Below are 17,699 nucleotides of genomic sequence, written 5' to 3' on the forward strand. Positions count from 1 at the left end.
CGGGGGTTCAGCGGCCGGCGGTTGCGGCACGGGTCCACTCCTGGGGTCGCGGAACGGCGGGGACGTCCGCGGTGGCGGGGACGTCGCCCATGGCGGGGGCGGCAGGGCCGGTGGAGCCACCGGGGGTGGCGGGGGTGACGGGGGTGAGGGGGGTGACGGGTGGTGCGAAGCCGGTCCAGGCGGTGCGTTCGGGCAGCCGGTGGACCGTCCGGCCGGCGACGGCGTTGAGGATCACGGCGGCCCGGTGGGCGCCGAGCCCGAGATCGGGAGTGCCGACGCCATGAGTGTGCAACTCGGCGTTCTGTACGTACAGTCCGCCGACGAGGTCGGGCAGGGTCGCGACCCGGTGGTCGAGGTCGACCCGGTAGCGCCCGGCCGTGTCCCAGTCGATCAGGTGGGCGAGCGGCTCCAGGGCGGCCGGGCGGGCGGCGCGGTACCCGGTGGCGAGCACCACGGCGTCGGTGCGCAGCACGTGCTCGACGCCCGAGTCACCGTGCCGGCAGCGGAGTTCGAGACCGCCGCAGGGGCCGGGCCGGGCGTCCGTGACGGCCGTGCCGGGGGTGATCTCGACCGGGGCGTCGTCGATCGGCCGGCCGATGGTCCGCTCGTACAGGTGGTCGTGGATCTCGGCGAGGGTCTCGGCGCTGGCGGCCTTGTGCAGTTGCCACTGGGACTCGACCAGGGTGTCCCGGACGGGCCCGGGCAGGCCGTGGAAGTAGCGGGTGTAGTCGGGCGTGAAGTGCTCCAGCCCGAGCTTGGAGTACTCCATCGGCGCCAGCGCCCGGGTGCGGGTGAGCCAGCGCAGCCGGACGCCCTCCCCCACCCGGCGCAGCAGGTCGAGGAAGACCTCCGCGCCGGACTGCCCGCTGCCGACCACGGTGATGTCGCGCGCGTCGTCCAGGGTCGCCCGGCGGTCCAGGTAGTCGGCGGAGTGGAAGGCCCGGGGGTGGCCGTCGAGGGCGGTGAAGGCCTCGGGCAGCACCGGCCGGGTGCCGACGCCGAGCGCGAGGTTGCGGGCGTGCACCTCGGTGCGCCGGCCGGTGGCGGTGTCGCGGAGTTCGGCCCGGTACAGCGCGCCGTCCCGGTGCAGCGCGGTGACCTCGGTGCCGAAGCGGCAGTTGCCGAGCCGTTCGGCCGCCCAGCGGCAGTAGTGGTCGTACTCCCGGCGGGGCAGCTGGAAGCGCTCGGCGAAGTAGAACGGGAAGAGCCGGTCCTGCTCGCGCAGGTAGTTGAGGAAGGACCAGCGGTTGGTCGGGTCGACCAGGGAGACCAGGTCGGCGAGGAAGGGGACCTGCATCCGGGCCCCGTCGACCAGCATCCCGGGGTGCCAGCGGAACTCCGGGCGCTGGTCGCAGAAGAGCGTGCGCAGGCCGGGGGCGGGTTCGGCCAGCGCGGCGAGCGAGAGGTTGAACGGGCCGATGCCGACGCCGAGCAGGTCGTACGGCGCGGGTGGGGCTGCTGGGGTGTCCATGGAGTCGGAGGTGTCCTCGGCGGGGTCGGTCGCGGGCGGGCGGGCGGCGGAGGGGGCACGGTCAGGCGGCGGGCGGCCGGGCGGCGGGGGCTCGGTCCGGCGGCACCCGGCCTGGCCGGTCCGGACCGCGGTCGCGGACCATCAGCGCCGCGCGCTTGTCGGGCAGGTCGAGTTCGGCGGCCCGGGTGAAGCCGGCCCGCTCGAAGGCACGGATCGAGCGCAGGTTCCGGACGTCGGGCTCGGCGACCACCCGCCGGCAGCGCGGCCGCGCCCGCAGGATGCGGTCGGCCAGCGCGGCGAGCAGGGTCGCGCCCAGGCCCCGCCCCCGGCAGTCGGCGGGGCCGAGCAGCAGGTGGACGCCGGTGTCGTGGGGCTGGGCCGGGTAGTGCGCGGCGAGCGGGTCGAGGTCGGCGCGGTAGATCTCCCAGTAGCTCATCGGGGCGCCGTCGAGCAGCCCCAGGCGGGGCAGGCTGCGGGCGTCGCCGTCGAGCTGGGCCCGCAGGTGCCGTTCGGTGACGGCGGGCGGCCCGGCGAGCTCCCAGAAGGCGGCGGTCTCGGGGTCGTTCATCCACCCGGCGAGCAGCTCCAGGTCGGCGGGCAGCCGGACCGGGCGGAGCCGGAACTCCCCCGCGCCGGTGGCCATCGGGCCCCGGTCGGTCACACCGTCGGGGCCTTCGGCGGACACGCCGTCGGAGCCCTCACCGGAAACGTCCTCAAGACCTTCACCGGTACCGCAGCCGTCGTCGGAGCCGCTCGCGCGGGAGTTCACGCGCCGGCCACCGGGTTGGGGATGTCGACGTAGACGGACTGCGTGGCCACCGGTCCGACCAGCTCGTCCAGGCCGTTGATCCGGGTGAGCAGGTTGGCCTTGCAGGGCAGCGTGGCGGCGTCCAGCAGGAGCGCGGGCAGCGCGGACCCGGTGGCCGCGACGCGCGGTCCGGACAGGAAGCCGCGCAGGGCGGCCAGCAGCACCGACTCGTCGGCCAGCCGCTGCGAGCCGAAGGCGCCGATCAGGCCCAGGACGTGGTTGATCCCGAGGTAGTAGGCGAAGTGGTGGTCGATCACCTCGTCGGCCAGGAAGGTGTCGCTCCGGGCACCGAGCCCGGGCAGCCGGGCGGTGAGCCGGTCGGCCGCGCTCTGCCGGTAGTAGAAGCCCTGGTTGTCCCGGTAGCGGCCGCCCTGCGGCCACCCGTCGGCGTCGAGCAGGACGAGGCTGTTCTGCTGGTGCGCCTCCAGCGCGATGCCGGCCTGGCCGTCCAGCCAGAGCACCGGCAGGACGACGGCGTCCAGGTAGCGCAGGAACCATTCGGCGGCCACCGTGGGCAGCGGGCGTCCGCAGCGCGCGGCGAGCGCCCGCAGGGTGTCGCCGAGCCGCGACGGTACGGTGTCGCCGGTGCCGAGCGGCTGTTCGGCGACCAGCCCGGCCACGCAGAGGGCGCGGTCGCCCGGGGCGAACGGCTGGGCGCGCAGCACGGTGTCCAGCCCGCCGGGGTCGCCGAGCGCGGGGTGGTCGACGCCGATCCAGGCCGGGTCGCGGACGATGTCGAAGCCGGGGTGGGCGGCCCGCCACTCGGCGGCCAGTCCGGTCTCCAGCAGCCGGTGCATCTCCAGGCCCCGGTGGAGCTCCTTGCGGAGGTTCTCCCGCCGGGAGTTGGTGATCCGCAGGCCGAGCGAGAGCTTCAGCATCCAGGGCGTGCCGGGCCGGTAGACGGTGCGCACCGAGGAGGTCGGGTACCAGGGGTCACCGGCCGGGCCGAGGTCGCGCAGCCGCCCGTCGGCGAGCAGTTCCGCGACGGCCGGGCGCAGGGCGAGCTCGCGGGCCTGCCAGGGGTGCAGCGGGAGGGCGGCCGTCCCGGGCGGCACCAGGGTCGGGTCGCCGAGCAGGTGGGCGGTGATCCGGTCGGCGCTCTCGGTCAGCGCCGAACCGGCCGCGAGCAGGTCGCGGTCGACGGCGTACCAGTGCAGCCGGAAGGAGCCGTGGAGCTCCGGGGAGTACGCGGCGCTCTGCGCGGGCCCGAGGCCGTCGCGGCTCTTGGGCGTCGGGTGCAGCGGGTGGCCCAGCAGCAGGGACTGCTCGGCGGCCAGGAACTGCGAGCCCTCCGGCCCGCCGGGGGCGGCGGCGGTGCGGCGGTGGGCCAGGATGTCGGCTGTGCGGACCACCGAGTCGGCCACCCGGGCGGCGAGGTCGGCGACCTGGCCGGGGTCGGGGCGGTCGGCGGCCGCGGCGGCGAGCAGGGCGGCGGCGGTGACGGCGTCCACCGGGGCGGCGGCGGTGCCCTCACCGACCGCGAGGGTGGCCGGGCCGAAGCGGTGCCAGCCGGCCGGCGACCAGTAGCGGACCGGGGCGAGCAGCCGGGCGGCGCCGCCGAGTACGGCGATCCGCAGCCGCCCGTCCGCCCCGGGTACCGCGCCGGTCTCCCGGGCCCAGCACCGCAGCAGGGCTTCCAGACCGGCCTGTTCGGCGGCGACGGCCGGGTCCGGATGGAGCAGCGGGTCGGGCGGCACCGGGCGGGCCGCGGCCGGCCGGACCCCGGCGGGCTGGACCGGGGTGGGGTGGCGCGTCGGGGCTTCGGGCGGGGCTCCGGTGACGGCGGTGCTCAAGGCTGCTCCTTGTGGCGCGTGGGGTGCGGACGCGCGCTGGTGGTGGAGAGGGTGTGGCGGGCGCTCGCACCGTCGCGTCAGGTAAGGGTTAGCTATCCCTGAGGGGTGATGACAAGGGCTGCTCACTCGTCCGAGTGAAGAGCGGTGAGAGTTCAACACTCAGGAGGGAGGACCTGCCGTGCCAACGAGCCAACCGGGCGTTCGTCACAGATCGGTGACCTCCGGCCGCCGTCGCAACCCGGGGGTCGGCCCGCGTCGTCCTGGTGGCCAGTGGGAGACTCCAAGGCGGTCGGCCGCCGCCGCACAGGACCAGCAGGGGGAAGCGAACACCATGCCATCGATCCACCGGTCAGCCATGGCCGCGGCCCTCGCCGCCGGAACGCTGCTCGTCGTGACGGCCTGCGGGCCCGACGGCCCCTCCGGCGGGGGCACCGCCGCCCCGCCGCCGGCCCCGGCGAGCGGCAGCGCCACGACCGCCGGGGGTGGCGGTGTGATCGGCGGCCTGACCCTGCCGTCGGGCATCCCGACCAGCCTGCTGGAAGGCCTGCCCACGAGCTGGGACGACCTGAAGAAGTGGAAGTTCGAGGACTGGGACAACTGGGCCTCCAAGCACGTCTTCAACAACCCGGTGGTGAAGGACTTCTGGAACCCGGACAAGATGGGCGACTCCAAGCCGGCCGACCCGGCCCCGCCCACCGCGAAGCCGACCGGCGACGCCGGGGTGACCGATCCGGACCCGGCCCCGGTCAAGGCCACGCCGGTGACCCGCCCGTACACCAAGCAGCCTTCCGGCAAGGTGTTCTTCAGCGCCGACGGCGGCCGCGGCAACTGCTCGGCCACGGTGATCGCCGACCCGGCGCACCCCGGCAAGAGCAACCTGGTCTGGACCGCCGGGCACTGCGTGCACCCCGGCAAGGGCGGCGACTTCTACAAGGACCTCGTCTTCGTCCCCGCCTACAACAACTCCGGTGCCTCCAGCGGCGGCAAGAAGGCCCCGCTCGCGGAGCTGGCACCGCTGGGCACCTGGTGGGCCAAGGACGTGGTGACCTCGCCGCAGTGGACGGTCGAGGGCGGCGGCACCGGTGACGCCGCCAACCAGTACGACTTCGCCGTGATGCGGGTGCAGAACCAGAACGACACCGGCAAGTCGCTGGAGGAGACGGTCGGCGCGGCCGTCCCGGTCTGGTTCGACGCCCCGCGCGACCGGATCTCCGCCTCGGCCTGGGGCTACCCGCTCTACAAGCCCTTCGACGGGCAGGAGTTGTACAAGTGCGACGGCGGGAAGCCCACCCGGCTCTCCTTCGACGCCAAGCGCCCGGCGATGCTCACCATCGGCTGCACCATGACCCAGGGCTCCAGCGGCGGCGGCTGGTTCGCCCCGATGCCGGACGGCCGGACCGCCCTGGTCAGCAACACCTCCATCGGCACCCAGGACCACACCTCGCTGAGCGGCCCGTACCTGGAGACGGTCGCCAAGCAGGCCCTGGACTACATCTCCAGGAAGCAGAAGTAGCCGCCTCCGCGCCGAAGACCACACGGGGACCGATGACCATGCCGAAGACCAGGCACCGCACCGCGCCGGCGGCCGCCGCCGTACTCGCCGCGCTCGCGCTCACCGCGACCGCCTGCGGACCGGAGGACGCGGGCAGCGCCGACGCCGCGTCCACCCCGGCCACGACCGCCGCCGCGTCCGCCAAGCCGGGCGCACTGCCCGGCAGCCTCCAGGACCTCGCCGGCTGGAAGCTCGACGACTGGGCCCGCTTCGTCAGCGAGAACGCCTTCGTCAACGAGGTCGCCCAGGGCTTCTGGTCGATCGCCAAGATGGAGAACGCCAAGGGCCGGCCCACCCCGGAGTACTCGCACAAGAGCCCGGGGAACACGGTCGTCCGGGACGACCCGCCGGCGGCCGTCCCGGCCAGGCCGCAGCCGCACCCGTACAGCCCGGCGACGGCGGTGGTCGGCAAGATCTTCATGACCGCGCCCGAGGGCGACTCGATGTGCTCGGGCACCGTGGTCTCCGACCCGGCCAACCCGGGCCGCAGCAACCTCGTCTACACCGCCGCGCACTGCCTGCACGACGGCAAGGGCGGCGGCTGGCTGAAGAACATCGTCTTCGTCCCCGGCTACAACCGCGACGGCCAGGCCAGCCGGGGCAGGCAGTACACCGAGCAGCAGGTCTCCCCGTACGGGCGGTGGACGGCGGTCCGCGCGCTGGTCGCGCCGACCTGGGTGAAGGAGACCGGTGTCGGCCCCAACTCCCAGTTCGACTACGGGATCCTCCGGGTCCGCAACGAGAACGGCTCCGGCAAGTCGCTGGAGGAGACGGTCGGCGGCTCCGTCCCGATCTGGTTCAACGCCCCGCGCGAGCAGATCACCTCGGCCTTCTCCTACGGCTACCCGGCCGAGCGGCCGTTCGACGGCATGGAGCTCAACCACTGCGACTCCACCGTCCGGCCGGTCAGGCTCTCCTTCGACCAGGCCCGCCCGCCGATGTACGTGATCGGCTGCACCATGACCGGCGGGTCCAGCGGCGGCGGCTGGTTCATCACCAAGGACGGCAAGCCGAACCTGATCAGCGTCAACTCGATCGGCAACCGCAACCCGTCCGAGTACATGGCCGGCCCCTCGCTCCAGGACCAGGCGAAGCAGGCCTTCGACTACTTCTCCAAGAACGCCAAGTAGGACGCGCCCGGCCCCCGGGGACGACGACGGGCCCCGGCCTCCCGCGGGGGGGAGGCCGGGGCCCGTCGGCTGCCGGTGCTCAGCTCTGCGAGCTCAGCGCGACCGCGTAGCGCTCCAGCTCGGCGGCCAGCTCGGCCGGCACCTTCGCATGCAGCAGGGTGCCCTCGGCGGTGTGCTCGGTGGAGAGCAGCTCGCCCTCGGCGTGCACCCGGGAGACCAGGCCGCCCTGGGTGTACGGGACCAGCACCTGCACCTCGATCGCCGGGCGCGGCAGCTCGTCGTCGATGAGCTTCAGCAGCTCCTCGATGCCCAGGCCGCTGCGGGCCGACACCACGATCGCGTGCGGCTCGCGGCGCAGCAGGCGCTGCAGCACGAGCGGGTCGGCGGCGTCCGCCTTGTTGATCACCACGATCTCCGGCACGTTCTGTGCCTCGACCGAGACGATCACCTCGCGGACGGCGGCCAGCTGCGTCTCCGGCTCGGGGTGCGAGCCGTCCACCACGTGCAGGATGAGGTCCGCGTCGGCGACCTCCTCCATGGTCGAGCGGAACGCCTCGACCAGGTGGTGCGGCAGGTGCCGGACGAAGCCCACGGTGTCGGCCAGGGTGTAGAGCCGGCCGCTCGGGGTCTGCGCCCGGCGCACCGTCGGGTCGAGGGTGGCGAACAGCGAGTTCTCCACCAGCACGCCCGCGCCGGTGAGCCGGTTGAGCAGCGAGGACTTGCCGGCGTTGGTGTAACCGGCGATGGCCACGGACGGCACCTGGTGGCGCTTGCGCTCCTGGCGCTTGGTGTCGCGGCCCTTCTTCATGTCGGCGATCTCACGGCGGAGCTTCGCCATCTTCTCGCGGATCCGCCGACGGTCGGTCTCGATCTTGGTCTCACCGGGACCACGGGTGGCCATGCCGCCGCCGGACGAGCCGGAGCCACCACCACCCATCTGCCGGGAGAGCGACTGACCCCAGCCCCGCAGGCGCGGCAGCATGTACTGCATCTGCGCGAGCGAGACCTGCGCCTTGCCCTCGCGGGACTTGGCGTGCTGGGCGAAGATGTCCAGGATCAGGGCCGTCCGGTCGACGACCTTGACCTTGACGACGTCTTCCAGGTGGATCAGCTGGCCCGGGGTGAGCTCACCGTCGCAGACCACGGTGTCGGCGCCGGTCGCCGCGACGATGTCGCGCAGCTCCTTCGCCTTGCCGGAGCCGATGTAGGTGGCCGCGTCGGGCTTGTCGCGGCGCTGGATGACGCCGTCCAGCACCTCGGAACCGGCGGTCTCAGCGAGGGCCGCGAGCTCGGCCAGCGAGTTCTCCGCCTCCTCGACGGTGCCGTCGGTCCAGACGCCGACGAGCACCACGCGCTCCAGACGGAGCTGGCGGTACTCGACCTCGGTGACGTCCTGGAGTTCGGTGGAGAGGCCGGCGACACGGCGCAGGGCGGCTCGCTCGCTGCGGTCGTACTGGTCGCCGTCGTAGTGGTGGTCGAGGTCCTCGTCGATGGCCGCGAGGTCCTCGTCCATGAGGGCTTCCGCCCGCAGACCGTCGAAGCGGCGCGGGGCGTCGGCGTGGTCGCGGGTGTCTGACGTGGAGGTCATTCTGTCCTTTGGCTGCAGGAGTGGGACGGCCTGTGGGCGCGACCGTGCACAACGGTCTCACCCGGAGTCTGCCCAGCTGCCGCCCCGTCTACCGCTCGGGCGAGTCGTGAGCTACCCCTCAGGGCCACGGAGCCCACTGGGACTCTTGTGTTCAGTGTCCAGTGAACGCCGCGGACCGGCCGTGAATTCCCCATGATGGTCGCACGCCGGGCGCCGACGGGTCATCCCCATTTCCCTGCGCGGACACCGGCCCGGACACCGGCCCGGACACCGCGCCGGAGACCGGCTCGGGCGCCGGGCCCGGCGCCGGGCGGGTCGCCGCCCCGGCCGCCGCGGCCGGGGTGCGGGCGCCGCCCCCCGCCGGGGCGTACGGCCGGCCCACGTCGTACACCCCGGAGACCCGGAGCATCGCCCGCAGCACGGCGGGCAGCGCGCCCGGCTCGGGCAGCTCCACGGTGTAGGTGTGCCGCACCCGCAGCTCCTGCGGCGGCTCCACCTCCGCCGAGACGATCCCGACGCCCTCCCCCGAGATCGCCGCGGTGAGGTCCGCCAGCAGCCGGGGCCGGTTCAGCGCCTCGGCCCGCAGGGTGGCCCGGTAGCCGGACGGCGGCGCGGCGCCGGGCCGCCAGCGGACCTCCGGGGTGCCCCGCCCGTCCGCCCGCATCCGCTCGCCGGCCGGACAGCCGGTGCGGTGCACGGCGACCGCGCCGCCGCGGATCGCGAAGCCGCTGACCTCGTCCGGTGGCACCGGGGTGCAGCAGCGGGCCAGCCGGACCGGCGCCCCGGGCCGGCCGACCACCGTGACCGGGGCCTCGCCGCGCTCGGCGGTGCGGTGCGCGGGCGGTGCCGGCTGGCCGGCCGACGGCCCGGTGCGGACCACCGGGACGCGCGGCGGGTGGTCGGCCAGCCACCGCTCGATGGCCAGCCGGGCGGCCGGCGTACGGGCGTGCGCCAGCCACTCGGGCGCCGGGCCGGACGGGCGGGCGGCCGGATCGCCCTGCTCGGTGAGGATGGCCACCCGGTCGCCGTCCTGGAGGACGGTGGAGAGCGCGGTGAGCCGGCCGTTGACCCGGGCGCCGATACATCGGTGGCCGGTCTCCTCGCCGAGCAGGTAGGCCGCGTCGACGCAGCTGGCACCGGCCCGCAGCTGAAGCGTTTCGCCGGCCTCGGTGACGACGGTGATCTCGCGGTCCCCGGCGAGGTCGGCGGTCAGCGCGGACCAGAACGCGTCCGGATCGGGCGTCTCCTGCTGCCACTCCAGCAGCCGGCTGAGCCAGCCGGGTCTGGCCGGGTCGGTGCGGTCCAGCTCGTCCGCGCCCGGCTCGGTGCCGGGCTGGCGGGGGTCCCCGAGGGCCACCACCCCGGTCTCGGCGATCTCGTGCATCCGCCGGGTGCGGACCAGCACCTCGACCACCTCGCCGCCCTCCAGCGCCACCGCGGTGTGCAGCGACTGGTAGAGGTTGAACTTGGGAGCGGCCACGAAGTCCTTGAACTCGCCCGGCAGCGGTGTCCAGCAGGTGTGCAGTTCGCCGAGCACGGCGTAGCAGTCCGCGTTCTCCTCGACCACCACCAGCACCCGGCCGAAGTCGGCGGGCTGGGGCCCCTGCGGGCGCCCGTCCGGCCCGGCGGCGGCGTCCCGCTTGAGCAGGACCCGGTGCAGCGAGACGCAGTGCCGCGGCCGGACGGTGACCTCGGCGGCCACCCCGGCCTCGGCGAGCTGGCGGCCCAGCGCCAGGGCGAACGGGGCGAGCAGGGCGTCCGGGTGGTCCTCGCGGCCGGCCAGCAGCGCCCTGGTCCGGGCGTACTCCTCCGGGTGCAGGGTGGCGAAGACGATGTCCTCCAGCTCCGCCTTGAGCACCTGGATGCCCAGCCGCTCGGCCAGCGGGATCAGCACGTCCCGGGTGACCTTGGCGATCCGGACCCGGCTGGCCGGCTTCATGTGCCGGATGGTGCGCATGTTGTGCAGCCGGTCGGCGAGCTTGATGACCATCACCCGGACGTCGTCCCCGGTGGCGACCAGCATCTTGCGGAAGGTCTCCGCCTCGGCCGCCGCACCGAAGTCGACCTTCTCCAGCTTCGTCACCCCGTCGACCAGGTAAGCGACTTCGGGCCCGAAGCCGGCCCCCACCTGGTCCAGCGTCAACTCGGTGTCCTCCACGGTGTCGTGGAGCAGCGAGGCGACCAACGTGGTGGTCCCGGCGCCGAGTTGGGCCAGGATCATGGTGACGGCCAGTGGGTGGGTGATGTACGGCTCGCCACTCTTGCGCTTCTGGCCGCGGTGGCTGGCCTCGGCGAGCCGGTAGGCCCGGCCGAGCAGGCCGAGGTCGGCCTGCGGATGGTGGCGGCGGTGGGCCTGCACCAGCGGTTCGAGCGCGTCCGGCACCGGCGTGCGGCCGGTGGCCAGCAGGGCGGCACGCCCGGCTCGGCCGAGGGCGGCCCGGCCGAGGCCTCCCAGGGGCCGCTTGGGCCCGGCCTGCCGTGCGGACGTCGGCTGCCCCGCCAGGGGCTGCCCGGCTTCGATGGTCATCGGCACCTCCGGCAGCGGTCACCGGGAGCATTGGCCGACCCGGTGGTCCATGCTACCGAGCAGAGCACGTTCCGCGACGCCCTGCTCCCCGTCGGTCATCGGGATCACCCGAACGGGGGGATTCATCACCGCACGAAATGGGCAAACCGGCCGCACTGCCAGGGCCTGTTCGAACCGGACCTACCGGTGGGCGGTGGCGAGCCACCCCGGGTCGAGCTCGCCGCGGGCCACGATGACCGCCGGACCGGTCTTCTCCACCCGGCCGTCCGGGTACTCGGTGATCATCAGCCGGCCCCCGAGCACGTCCACGGTGTAGGTGACGGCCTCACCGGTGACCGCCGGGTCGACACCGTCCCGCCGGGCGGCGGCCACGGCGACGGCGCAGGCCCCGGTGCCGCAGGAGCGGGTCTCGCCCGAGCCGCGCTCGTGCACCCGCATCGCGACGTGGCGTGGACCGCGGTCCACCACGAACTCGACGTTGACGCCCTCCGGGTAGGCGTTCGCGGGGCTGGTGAGCGGCGCGCTCAGCAGGTCGCCGGCCTGGTCGAGGCTGTCCACGAAGGCCACCGCGTGCGGGTTGCCCATGTTCACGCTGCGGGCCGGCCAGCGCCGCTCGCCGACCGCCACCTCGATGCCGTCCGGTCCGGGCAGCACCGCGCGGCCCATGTCCACGGTCACCTGACCGGGCGTGCCGTCCCCGGCGTCCGCGCCCACCCGCACCCGCCGCACGCCGGCCCGGGTGGCCACCGCCAGCTCGCCAGGCTCGGCCAGCCCGGCCTCGACCAGGTAGCGGGCGAAGACCCGGACCCCGTTGCCGCACATCTCGCCGATCGAACCGTCGGAGTTGCGGTAGTCCATGAACCACTCGGCCTGCTCCGCCTGGTCGGCCGCGACCGGGTCGGCGGCCGAGCGCACCACCCGCAGCAGCCCGTCCCCGCCGATGCCGGCCCGGCGGTCGCAGAGCGCGGCGACCGCCTCGGGGCCGATCGTCAGCAGGCCGTCCGGATCGGGCACGATGACGAAGTCGTTCTGAGTGCCGTGCCCCTTCAGGAAGGGCAGGCCGGCGGGGGTCACGGAGGATTCGCTCACCCTCCCGATCATACTGAGCGGGCCCGCTCCGCAGCGCCGCGGACCAGCAGGCGGACCGCGCCCGCCGAGGCGGGGGGTGGTGGCGGTCAGCGCAGGTGGACGACCCGCCACAGCGCGAGCGCGCAGGCGACCAGGGCGACCAGGGTGTAGATCACGATCGCCTTCCACCCGGCGCGCCGGCCCGAGCCGCGACGCGGCAGCCCCGGCCACTTGTACCCGGCGTGCCGGGCGGCCATCGCGCCCCAGCCGACCGAGGCCGCGGTGAGCAGCAGACCGAGCATGCCGACCATCGCGGAGCCGGCCCCGGCCGAGCCGAAGGCGAGCGGGAAGGCGAACATCAGCGAGCCGGCGGTGCCCAGCAGCGCGATCGGCAGGGTCTGCCACCAGCGCAGCCGGCGGCGCGGCCGGATCTCCCGCTCGTGCACCGCGCCGGCCGGGGCGCTGGTGTCCAGGGCGGGCAGCGCGAGCGCGTAGGAGGTCGGTCCGTCGAGACCCGCCAGCACCGGCAGGTCCGGCAGGGAGGAGGTGTCGGGGCCGTCGGCCTGAGCCGTGGCGCTCCCGCTCTGACCGCTTTCGGGGCCGGTACCCGTCGACACGCGGCCTCCCCTGACAGTTCGACACGAGTGCGGACTCGCGGCCGGGCAACGGTCGACCCGCCCGGGGCCGACCCTTATGGCATCGATGATGGCATGTCCAGGAGGGCGTTCCGGGCCTGACCGGGGCCATCGGGTGATCCGTGGCCATGACGTGATCCGGCCGTAACCGCGGGTTCGTCCTGCACGCCCACCTGCGCGCGCAGGTGCACCGCCGGATTGGCCGGATCCCGTCCACGGGCCGTCCGATTACTGACGCTCGATCAGCTCCAGTGAGCGGGAGAGCAGCTCGGCGGGGTCGGCGCCGGCCGGCCGGGAGAGCCAGTGGATCCGGTCGTCGCGCCGGAACCAGGACTCCTGGCGGCGGGCGAACCGCTTGGTGGCCCGGACGGTCTCGGCACGGGCCTCGTCCTCGGTGCACTCGCCGGCGAAGTGGTCCAGCACCTGCTGGTAGCCGAGCGCCCGGGAGGCCGTCCGGCCCTCACGCAGGCCGAGCCCCTCCAGCTCCCGCACCTCGTCCAGGAGTCCGGCCCGCCACATCCGGTCGACCCGCAGGGCGATCCGCTCGTCCAGTTCGGGCCGGGGCACCGCGACGCCGATCTGGACGGCGTCGTAGACGGCGGTGTTGCTCGGCAGGTTGGCGGTGAAGGGCTGCCCGGTGATCTCGATGACCTCCAGCGCCCGGACGATCCGTCGGCCGTTGCCGGTCAGGATCGCCTCGGCGGCGGCCGGGTCCAGCTCCGCCAGGCGCCGGTGCAGCGCGTACGGGCCGGCCTGCGCCAGCTCGGCCTCCAGCCGGGCCCGGACCTCCGGGTCGGTGCCGGGGAACTCCATCTCGTCGATCGCCGCCCGGACGTACAGGCCCGAGCCGCCGACCAGGACGGCGGTCCGGCCGGCCGCGAGCAACCGGTCGATCTCGGCCCGGGCCAGCCGCTGGTACTCGGCGACGCTGGCGGCCTCGGTGACGTCCCAGATGTCCATCAGGTGGTGCGGGACGCCCTCGCGCTCCGCCAGGGTGAGCTTGGCCGTACCGATGTCCATGCCCCGGTAGAGCTGCATCGAGTCGGTGTTGATCACTTCGCCGCCCAGGGCCCGGGCGAGGGCGACGGCCAGGTCGGACTTGCCGGCGGCGGTCGCGCCCACCACCGAGACGACGCGCGGCGGGGCGGCATGGGGCTGGACGGTACGGGAGCTGCTCACCGGACCAGTCTCGCAAAACCGTCGCCGCGCCGGTGACCTCCCCGTCCGTCCGGCCCCACCGGGCGACGATATGAGCGGTTCCGGCCGTTTTCACCGGGCTGCGAACGGTTCGGCCGCGACGGACGTTGAGCAGGAAACAGAGAGGAAGGGTGAGACCACCATGGGTCTGATGGACAACCTCAAGGGCAAGGCCGGCGAGCTCAAGGGGAAGGCGAGCGAACTGGCCGGCAAGCACAGCGAGCAGATCGAGCAGGTGGTGGACAAGGCCGGCTGCGCGATCGACAAGGCGACCAAGGGCAAGTACAGCGACAAGATCGAGCACGGCGCCAGCAAGGCCAAGGGGGCGGTCGACGACTTCGCCCACAAGCCCGGCGACCCGGGCGCTCCAGGGGCTCCCGGCGCTCCCGGTGCCGGCGGCCCGTCCGCCTGACCCCGGCCCGCTCCCGGGTCGCTCGCCGGGCCCGGTCTCAGCTCCAGGACGCGACGAAGTACCCGACCCCGTACGGCGCGTCCCGGTAGCCCAGCCGCGCGGTGAGGCCGGCGCCCCCGGCGGCGCCGGCCAGCACCTGCCAGGGGGCCCGGCCCTCGGCCAGCAGCTCGCCGGCCAGGCCCGGGTCGACGGCGGCCAGCGCCGCCGTGTCCGCCGAGCCCAGCGCGTCCGCGATCACCGCGTCGAAGCCCTCGGCCCGCTCGTCCAGGTAGCCCGGCGCCTTCAGCGAGCGGCAGGCGCTGCCGTCGCCCATCACCAGCAGCCCGACCCGGTCGGCCAGCCCGGCCAGCCCCTGGCCCAGCCCGAGCATCCGGTCGGCGGGCGCGTCGGCGGGCACCGCGCAGGCGTGCGTCGGCAGGGTGGCCCCGGCCCGCTCCAGCAGCCAGGCGCCGACGGTCAGCGCGGGGCTCAGCTCCGGCCCCTCGACCCGGCCGGACGGCAGCCTGGCCACCAGCGGCACGCCGTACCGGTGGAAGGAGCCCGCGCCGCCCTCGGTCCAGACCTCGGGCTCGGGACCGGTCCCGACCACCACGACCAGCTCCGGTCCCGCCGCGAGCAGCGCGGCGAGCGCCTCGTCGCAGGCCGCGCGCAGCGGCTCCAGCTCGGCGGCGGCGCCGGCGGCGACCTCCGGGACGAGCAGCGGCGGACAGGGGCAGACGGCGGCGGCAACCAGCATGTGGATCACTCTAACGAAGAAGGACGGCCGTTCGGCCGGGGACGACGGCGGCCCGGCGGGATCCGAGATCCCGCCGGGCCGCCGAAGGAGCGCCGGTCAGTCGCCGCAGCAGCCGCCCGCCGCGGGGGCCGCCACCGGCGCCGGGGCGCCGATGGTGGGCAGGCCGAGCATCACGCCGGCCGGCTTGGCCGCCGGGGCCGCCTGGCGCTTCTCCCAGGCGTCGCCGGCCCGGGTGCGGCGCACCCCGAGGGTCGGGCCCTCGGCCAGCAGGTGGTGCGGGGCGGCGTAGGTGATCTCGACGGTCACCGTGTCGCCCGGGCGCACCGGCTCGGCGGGCCGGGTGAAGTGCACCAGCCGGTTGTCGGGCGCGCGGCCGGAGAGCCGGTCGGTCCGGTCGTCCTTCTTGCCCTCGCCCTCGGCGACCAGGATCTCCAGGGTGCGTCCGACCTGCTTCTTGTTCTCCTCCCAGGAGATCTCCTCCTGGAGCGCGATCAGCCGGTCGTAGCGGGCCTGCACGACGGCCTTCGGCACCTGGTTCTCCATCTCGGCGGCCGGGGTGCCGGGGCGCTTGGAGTACTGGAAGGTGAAGGCGTTGGTGAAGCGGGCCTCGCGCACGGTGTGCATGGTCTGCTCGAAGTCCTCCTCGGTCTCGCCGGGGAAGCCCACGATGATGTCGGTGGAGATGGCCGCGTCCGGCATCGCCTCGCGCACCTTCCGGATGATGCCGAGGAAGCGCTCCTGCCGGTACGAGCGGCGCATCGCCTTGAGCACGGTGTCCGAGCCGGACTGCAGCGGCATGTGCAGCTGGTGCATCACGTTCGGGGTCTCGGCCATCGCGGCGATCACGTCGTCGGTGAAGTCCCGCGGGTGCGGCGAGGTGAAGCGGATCCGCTCCAGGCCCTCGATCTGCCCGGCGGCGCGCAGCAGCTTGGAGAACGCCTCGCGGTCGCCCAGGTCGGAGCCGTAGGCGTTGACGTTCTGGCCCAGCAGGGTGACCTCGATGACGCCCTCGCCGACCAGCGCCTCGATCTCGGCGAGGACGTCGCCCGGGCGGCGGTCCTCCTCCTTGCCGCGCAGCGCGGGGACGATGCAGAACGTACAGGTGTTGTTGCAGCCGACCGAGATGGCCACCCACGCGGCGTACGCGGACTCGCGGCGGGTGGGCAGCGTGGACGGGAAGGTCTCCAGCGACTCCAGGATCTCGACCTGGGCCTTGCGCTCGACCGCGGCCCGCTCCAGCAGCGCGGGCAGGTGCCCGATGTTGTGGGTGCCGAACACCACGTCGACCCAGGGGGCCTTGCGGACGATGGTGTCGCGGTCCTTCTGCGCCAGGCAGCCGCCGACGGCGATCTGCATGCCCCGGTGGCGGCTCTTCACCGGCGCCAGCTGCCCGAGGTTGCCGTACAGCTTGTTGTCGGCGTTCTCGCGCACCGCGCAGGTGTTGAACACGACCAGGTCCGGGTCGCCGTCCTGCCCTGCCTTCACGTACCCGGCGTCCTCCAGCAGCCCGGACAGCCGCTCGGAGTCGTGGACGTTCATCTGGCAGCCGTACGTGACGACCTTGTAGCTCTTCAATCCGCTCTCACCGCTCACCCAACCAGGGTACGGGCACCCGCGAAGGGCTTTTCCCCGCCCGCCCGGGCGCCGCCCGCCCGCTCTCCGGGCGCCGGCCGCCACCCGCCCCGGCCTGCGCCCCTCCCGTTCGCCGCCCGCGCCTGGCACTATCCCTGCATGGCCCCCTCCCCCGATCCCCGCCCCGGCGGCGCCCTCCGCGCCGCCGCCCGCAGCCCGCTGTGGCGGACGCTGCTGGTCCTGGTGCTGGTGGCGGCCGGGTTCGGCGGCTGGTGGCTCTCGGCGGGCCGCACGCCCGACTACCCGCGCGGCGAGACCGGCTTCGCCACCGGGGTCCAGCGCGGCGTCTACGACCGGTACGGGCAACTGCTGCAGACCCACGTCGCCAGGGCGATGCCGGGGGTGCGGCTGCGGCTGGACAACTCGCAGGGCTCGATCGACAACCTGGCCCGGGTCACCAGCGGCCAGGACGACTTCGCGATCGCGACCGCCGACGCCGTCGCCGAGTACTCCGGCCCCGGCAAGGACCGGCTGCGGGCCATCGCCCGGCTCTACGACGACTACCTCCAGCTGATCGTCCCCGCCGACTCGACGGTGCGCCGGACGGCCGACCTCAAGGGCAAGCGGGTCGGCGTCGGGCAGGCCCTGTCCGGGGTGAACCTGGTGACCAGACGGCTGCTCTCCTCGGCCGGCCTCGACCCGGACCACGACATCACGCCGGTCATGCTGGGCGTCGGCGACGCCGCCGACCAGCTGCGGGCCGGCAAGCTGGACGCCTTCTTCTGGTCCGGCGGGCTGCCGACCAGCGCGCTGACCGACCTGTCCGACCACATCGGGATCAGGCTCGTACCGCTCGGCGACCTCGCCGAGGCCGTGCACAAGGTCGAGGGCGGCGGCACCGACGCCTACCGGGCGGCCACCATGCCGAAGGGCACCTACCCCAACGCCGAGCCCAAGGACGCCGTCGCCACGGTGGCCGTGCCCAACCTGCTGATCACCCGCGAGGACGTGGACACCGACCTGGTGCAGGGGATGACCCGGGCGGTGATAGACAGCCGCGACCAGATCGGCGCCCAGGTCCACGCCGCCCAGCTGGTCGACCTGCGCACCGCCGTCTACACCGACCCGCTCCCGCTGCACGAGGGCGCGATGCGCTACTACCGCTCGGTGAAGCCGTGAGGTCCTGACACCGCGAGGCCCGGACCCCCGG

The 17,699-nt window shown here is 74.4% G+C and carries 14 protein-coding genes; 4 read left to right on the forward strand and 10 right to left on the reverse strand.

Features of this window, described 5'->3' with window-relative positions; all coding sequences use genetic code 11:
- Positions 1-7: 7 nt before the first annotated feature.
- The 3 genes from ABZ497_RS18775 to ABZ497_RS18785 all read right to left on the reverse strand — a co-directional run bounded on the left by ABZ497_RS18775 (position 8) and on the right by ABZ497_RS18785 (position 3,976).
- Entirely contained in the window at positions 8-1,471 is a 1,464-nt protein-coding gene (locus ABZ497_RS18775; protein WP_359806487.1) for a SidA/IucD/PvdA family monooxygenase, read from the reverse strand.
- Positions 1,472-1,532: 61 nt separating this feature from the next.
- Positions 1,533-2,156: a GNAT family N-acetyltransferase gene (locus tag ABZ497_RS18780; protein ID WP_359806560.1), complete on the reverse strand. Its 624-nt coding sequence runs from the start codon at positions 2,154-2,156 to the stop codon at positions 1,533-1,535.
- A gap of 80 nt (positions 2,157-2,236) precedes the next feature.
- Positions 2,237-3,976, reverse strand: a complete 1,740-nt coding sequence (locus tag ABZ497_RS18785; protein WP_359806563.1) for an IucA/IucC family protein — start codon at positions 3,974-3,976, stop codon at positions 2,237-2,239.
- A 427-nt stretch (positions 3,977-4,403) separates the two neighbouring features.
- On the opposite strand from ABZ497_RS18785, the gene ABZ497_RS18790 reads away from it, so the two are divergent.
- Together ABZ497_RS18790 and ABZ497_RS18795 are read left to right on the forward strand one after the other, a co-directional pair.
- On the forward strand, positions 4,404-5,585 hold the full coding sequence (locus ABZ497_RS18790; protein WP_359806490.1) for a hypothetical protein: 1,182 nt from the start codon (positions 4,404-4,406) through the stop codon (positions 5,583-5,585).
- A 32-nt stretch (positions 5,586-5,617) separates the two neighbouring features.
- Complete coding sequence (locus ABZ497_RS18795) at positions 5,618-6,754, forward strand: hypothetical protein (protein ID WP_359806492.1); 1,137 nt, start codon at positions 5,618-5,620, stop codon at positions 6,752-6,754.
- Between the two features lie 79 nt (positions 6,755-6,833).
- On the opposite strand, the gene hflX is transcribed toward ABZ497_RS18795, so the two are convergent.
- The 5 genes from hflX to miaA form a co-directional block, all read right to left on the reverse strand.
- Complete coding sequence (gene hflX, locus ABZ497_RS18800; protein WP_329489832.1) at positions 6,834-8,342, reverse strand: GTPase HflX; 1,509 nt, start codon at positions 8,340-8,342, stop codon at positions 6,834-6,836.
- A 151-nt stretch (positions 8,343-8,493) separates the two neighbouring features.
- Positions 8,494-10,869: an HD domain-containing protein gene (locus ABZ497_RS18805; protein ID WP_359806494.1), complete on the reverse strand. Its 2,376-nt coding sequence runs from the start codon at positions 10,867-10,869 to the stop codon at positions 8,494-8,496.
- Between the two features lie 180 nt (positions 10,870-11,049).
- Positions 11,050-11,970 (reverse strand): diaminopimelate epimerase, encoded by a 921-nt coding sequence (gene dapF, locus ABZ497_RS18810; protein ID WP_359806496.1) that lies wholly within the window; start codon positions 11,968-11,970, stop codon positions 11,050-11,052.
- A 74-nt stretch (positions 11,971-12,044) separates the two neighbouring features.
- The gene (locus ABZ497_RS18815) at positions 12,045-12,554 is read right to left on the reverse strand and encodes a hypothetical protein (protein WP_359806499.1); all 510 of its coding nucleotides are present in this window, start codon (positions 12,552-12,554) and stop codon (positions 12,045-12,047) included.
- Between the two features lie 246 nt (positions 12,555-12,800).
- Positions 12,801-13,751 (reverse strand): tRNA (adenosine(37)-N6)-dimethylallyltransferase MiaA, encoded by a 951-nt coding sequence (gene miaA, locus ABZ497_RS18820; RefSeq protein ID WP_359806502.1) that lies wholly within the window; start codon positions 13,749-13,751, stop codon positions 12,801-12,803.
- 169 nt (positions 13,752-13,920) lie between these two features.
- On the opposite strand from miaA, the gene ABZ497_RS18825 reads away from it, so the two are divergent.
- Entirely contained in the window at positions 13,921-14,181 is a 261-nt protein-coding gene (locus ABZ497_RS18825) for an antitoxin (RefSeq protein WP_359806503.1), read from the forward strand.
- A 37-nt stretch (positions 14,182-14,218) separates the two neighbouring features.
- Here the strand turns inward: ABZ497_RS18825 and ABZ497_RS18830 are convergent, their stop codons facing one another.
- Both ABZ497_RS18830 and miaB read right to left on the reverse strand, forming a co-directional pair.
- Complete coding sequence (locus tag ABZ497_RS18830; protein ID WP_359806505.1) at positions 14,219-14,917, reverse strand: class III extradiol dioxygenase subunit B-like domain-containing protein; 699 nt, start codon at positions 14,915-14,917, stop codon at positions 14,219-14,221.
- Between the two features lie 96 nt (positions 14,918-15,013).
- Positions 15,014-16,510, reverse strand: coding sequence for a tRNA (N6-isopentenyl adenosine(37)-C2)-methylthiotransferase MiaB (gene miaB, locus ABZ497_RS18835; protein WP_329489825.1), 1,497 nt, complete (start codon positions 16,508-16,510; stop codon positions 15,014-15,016).
- Between the two features lie 138 nt (positions 16,511-16,648).
- On the opposite strand from miaB, the gene ABZ497_RS18840 reads away from it, so the two are divergent.
- Entirely contained in the window at positions 16,649-17,668 is a 1,020-nt protein-coding gene (locus tag ABZ497_RS18840) for a TAXI family TRAP transporter solute-binding subunit (protein WP_329489824.1), read from the forward strand.
- Positions 17,669-17,699: the final 31 nt, after the last annotated feature.

Source organism: Kitasatospora sp. NPDC005751, from assembly GCF_040630835.1.
In the GTDB taxonomy this organism is placed as follows: Bacteria; Actinomycetota; Actinomycetes; order Streptomycetales; family Streptomycetaceae; genus Kitasatospora.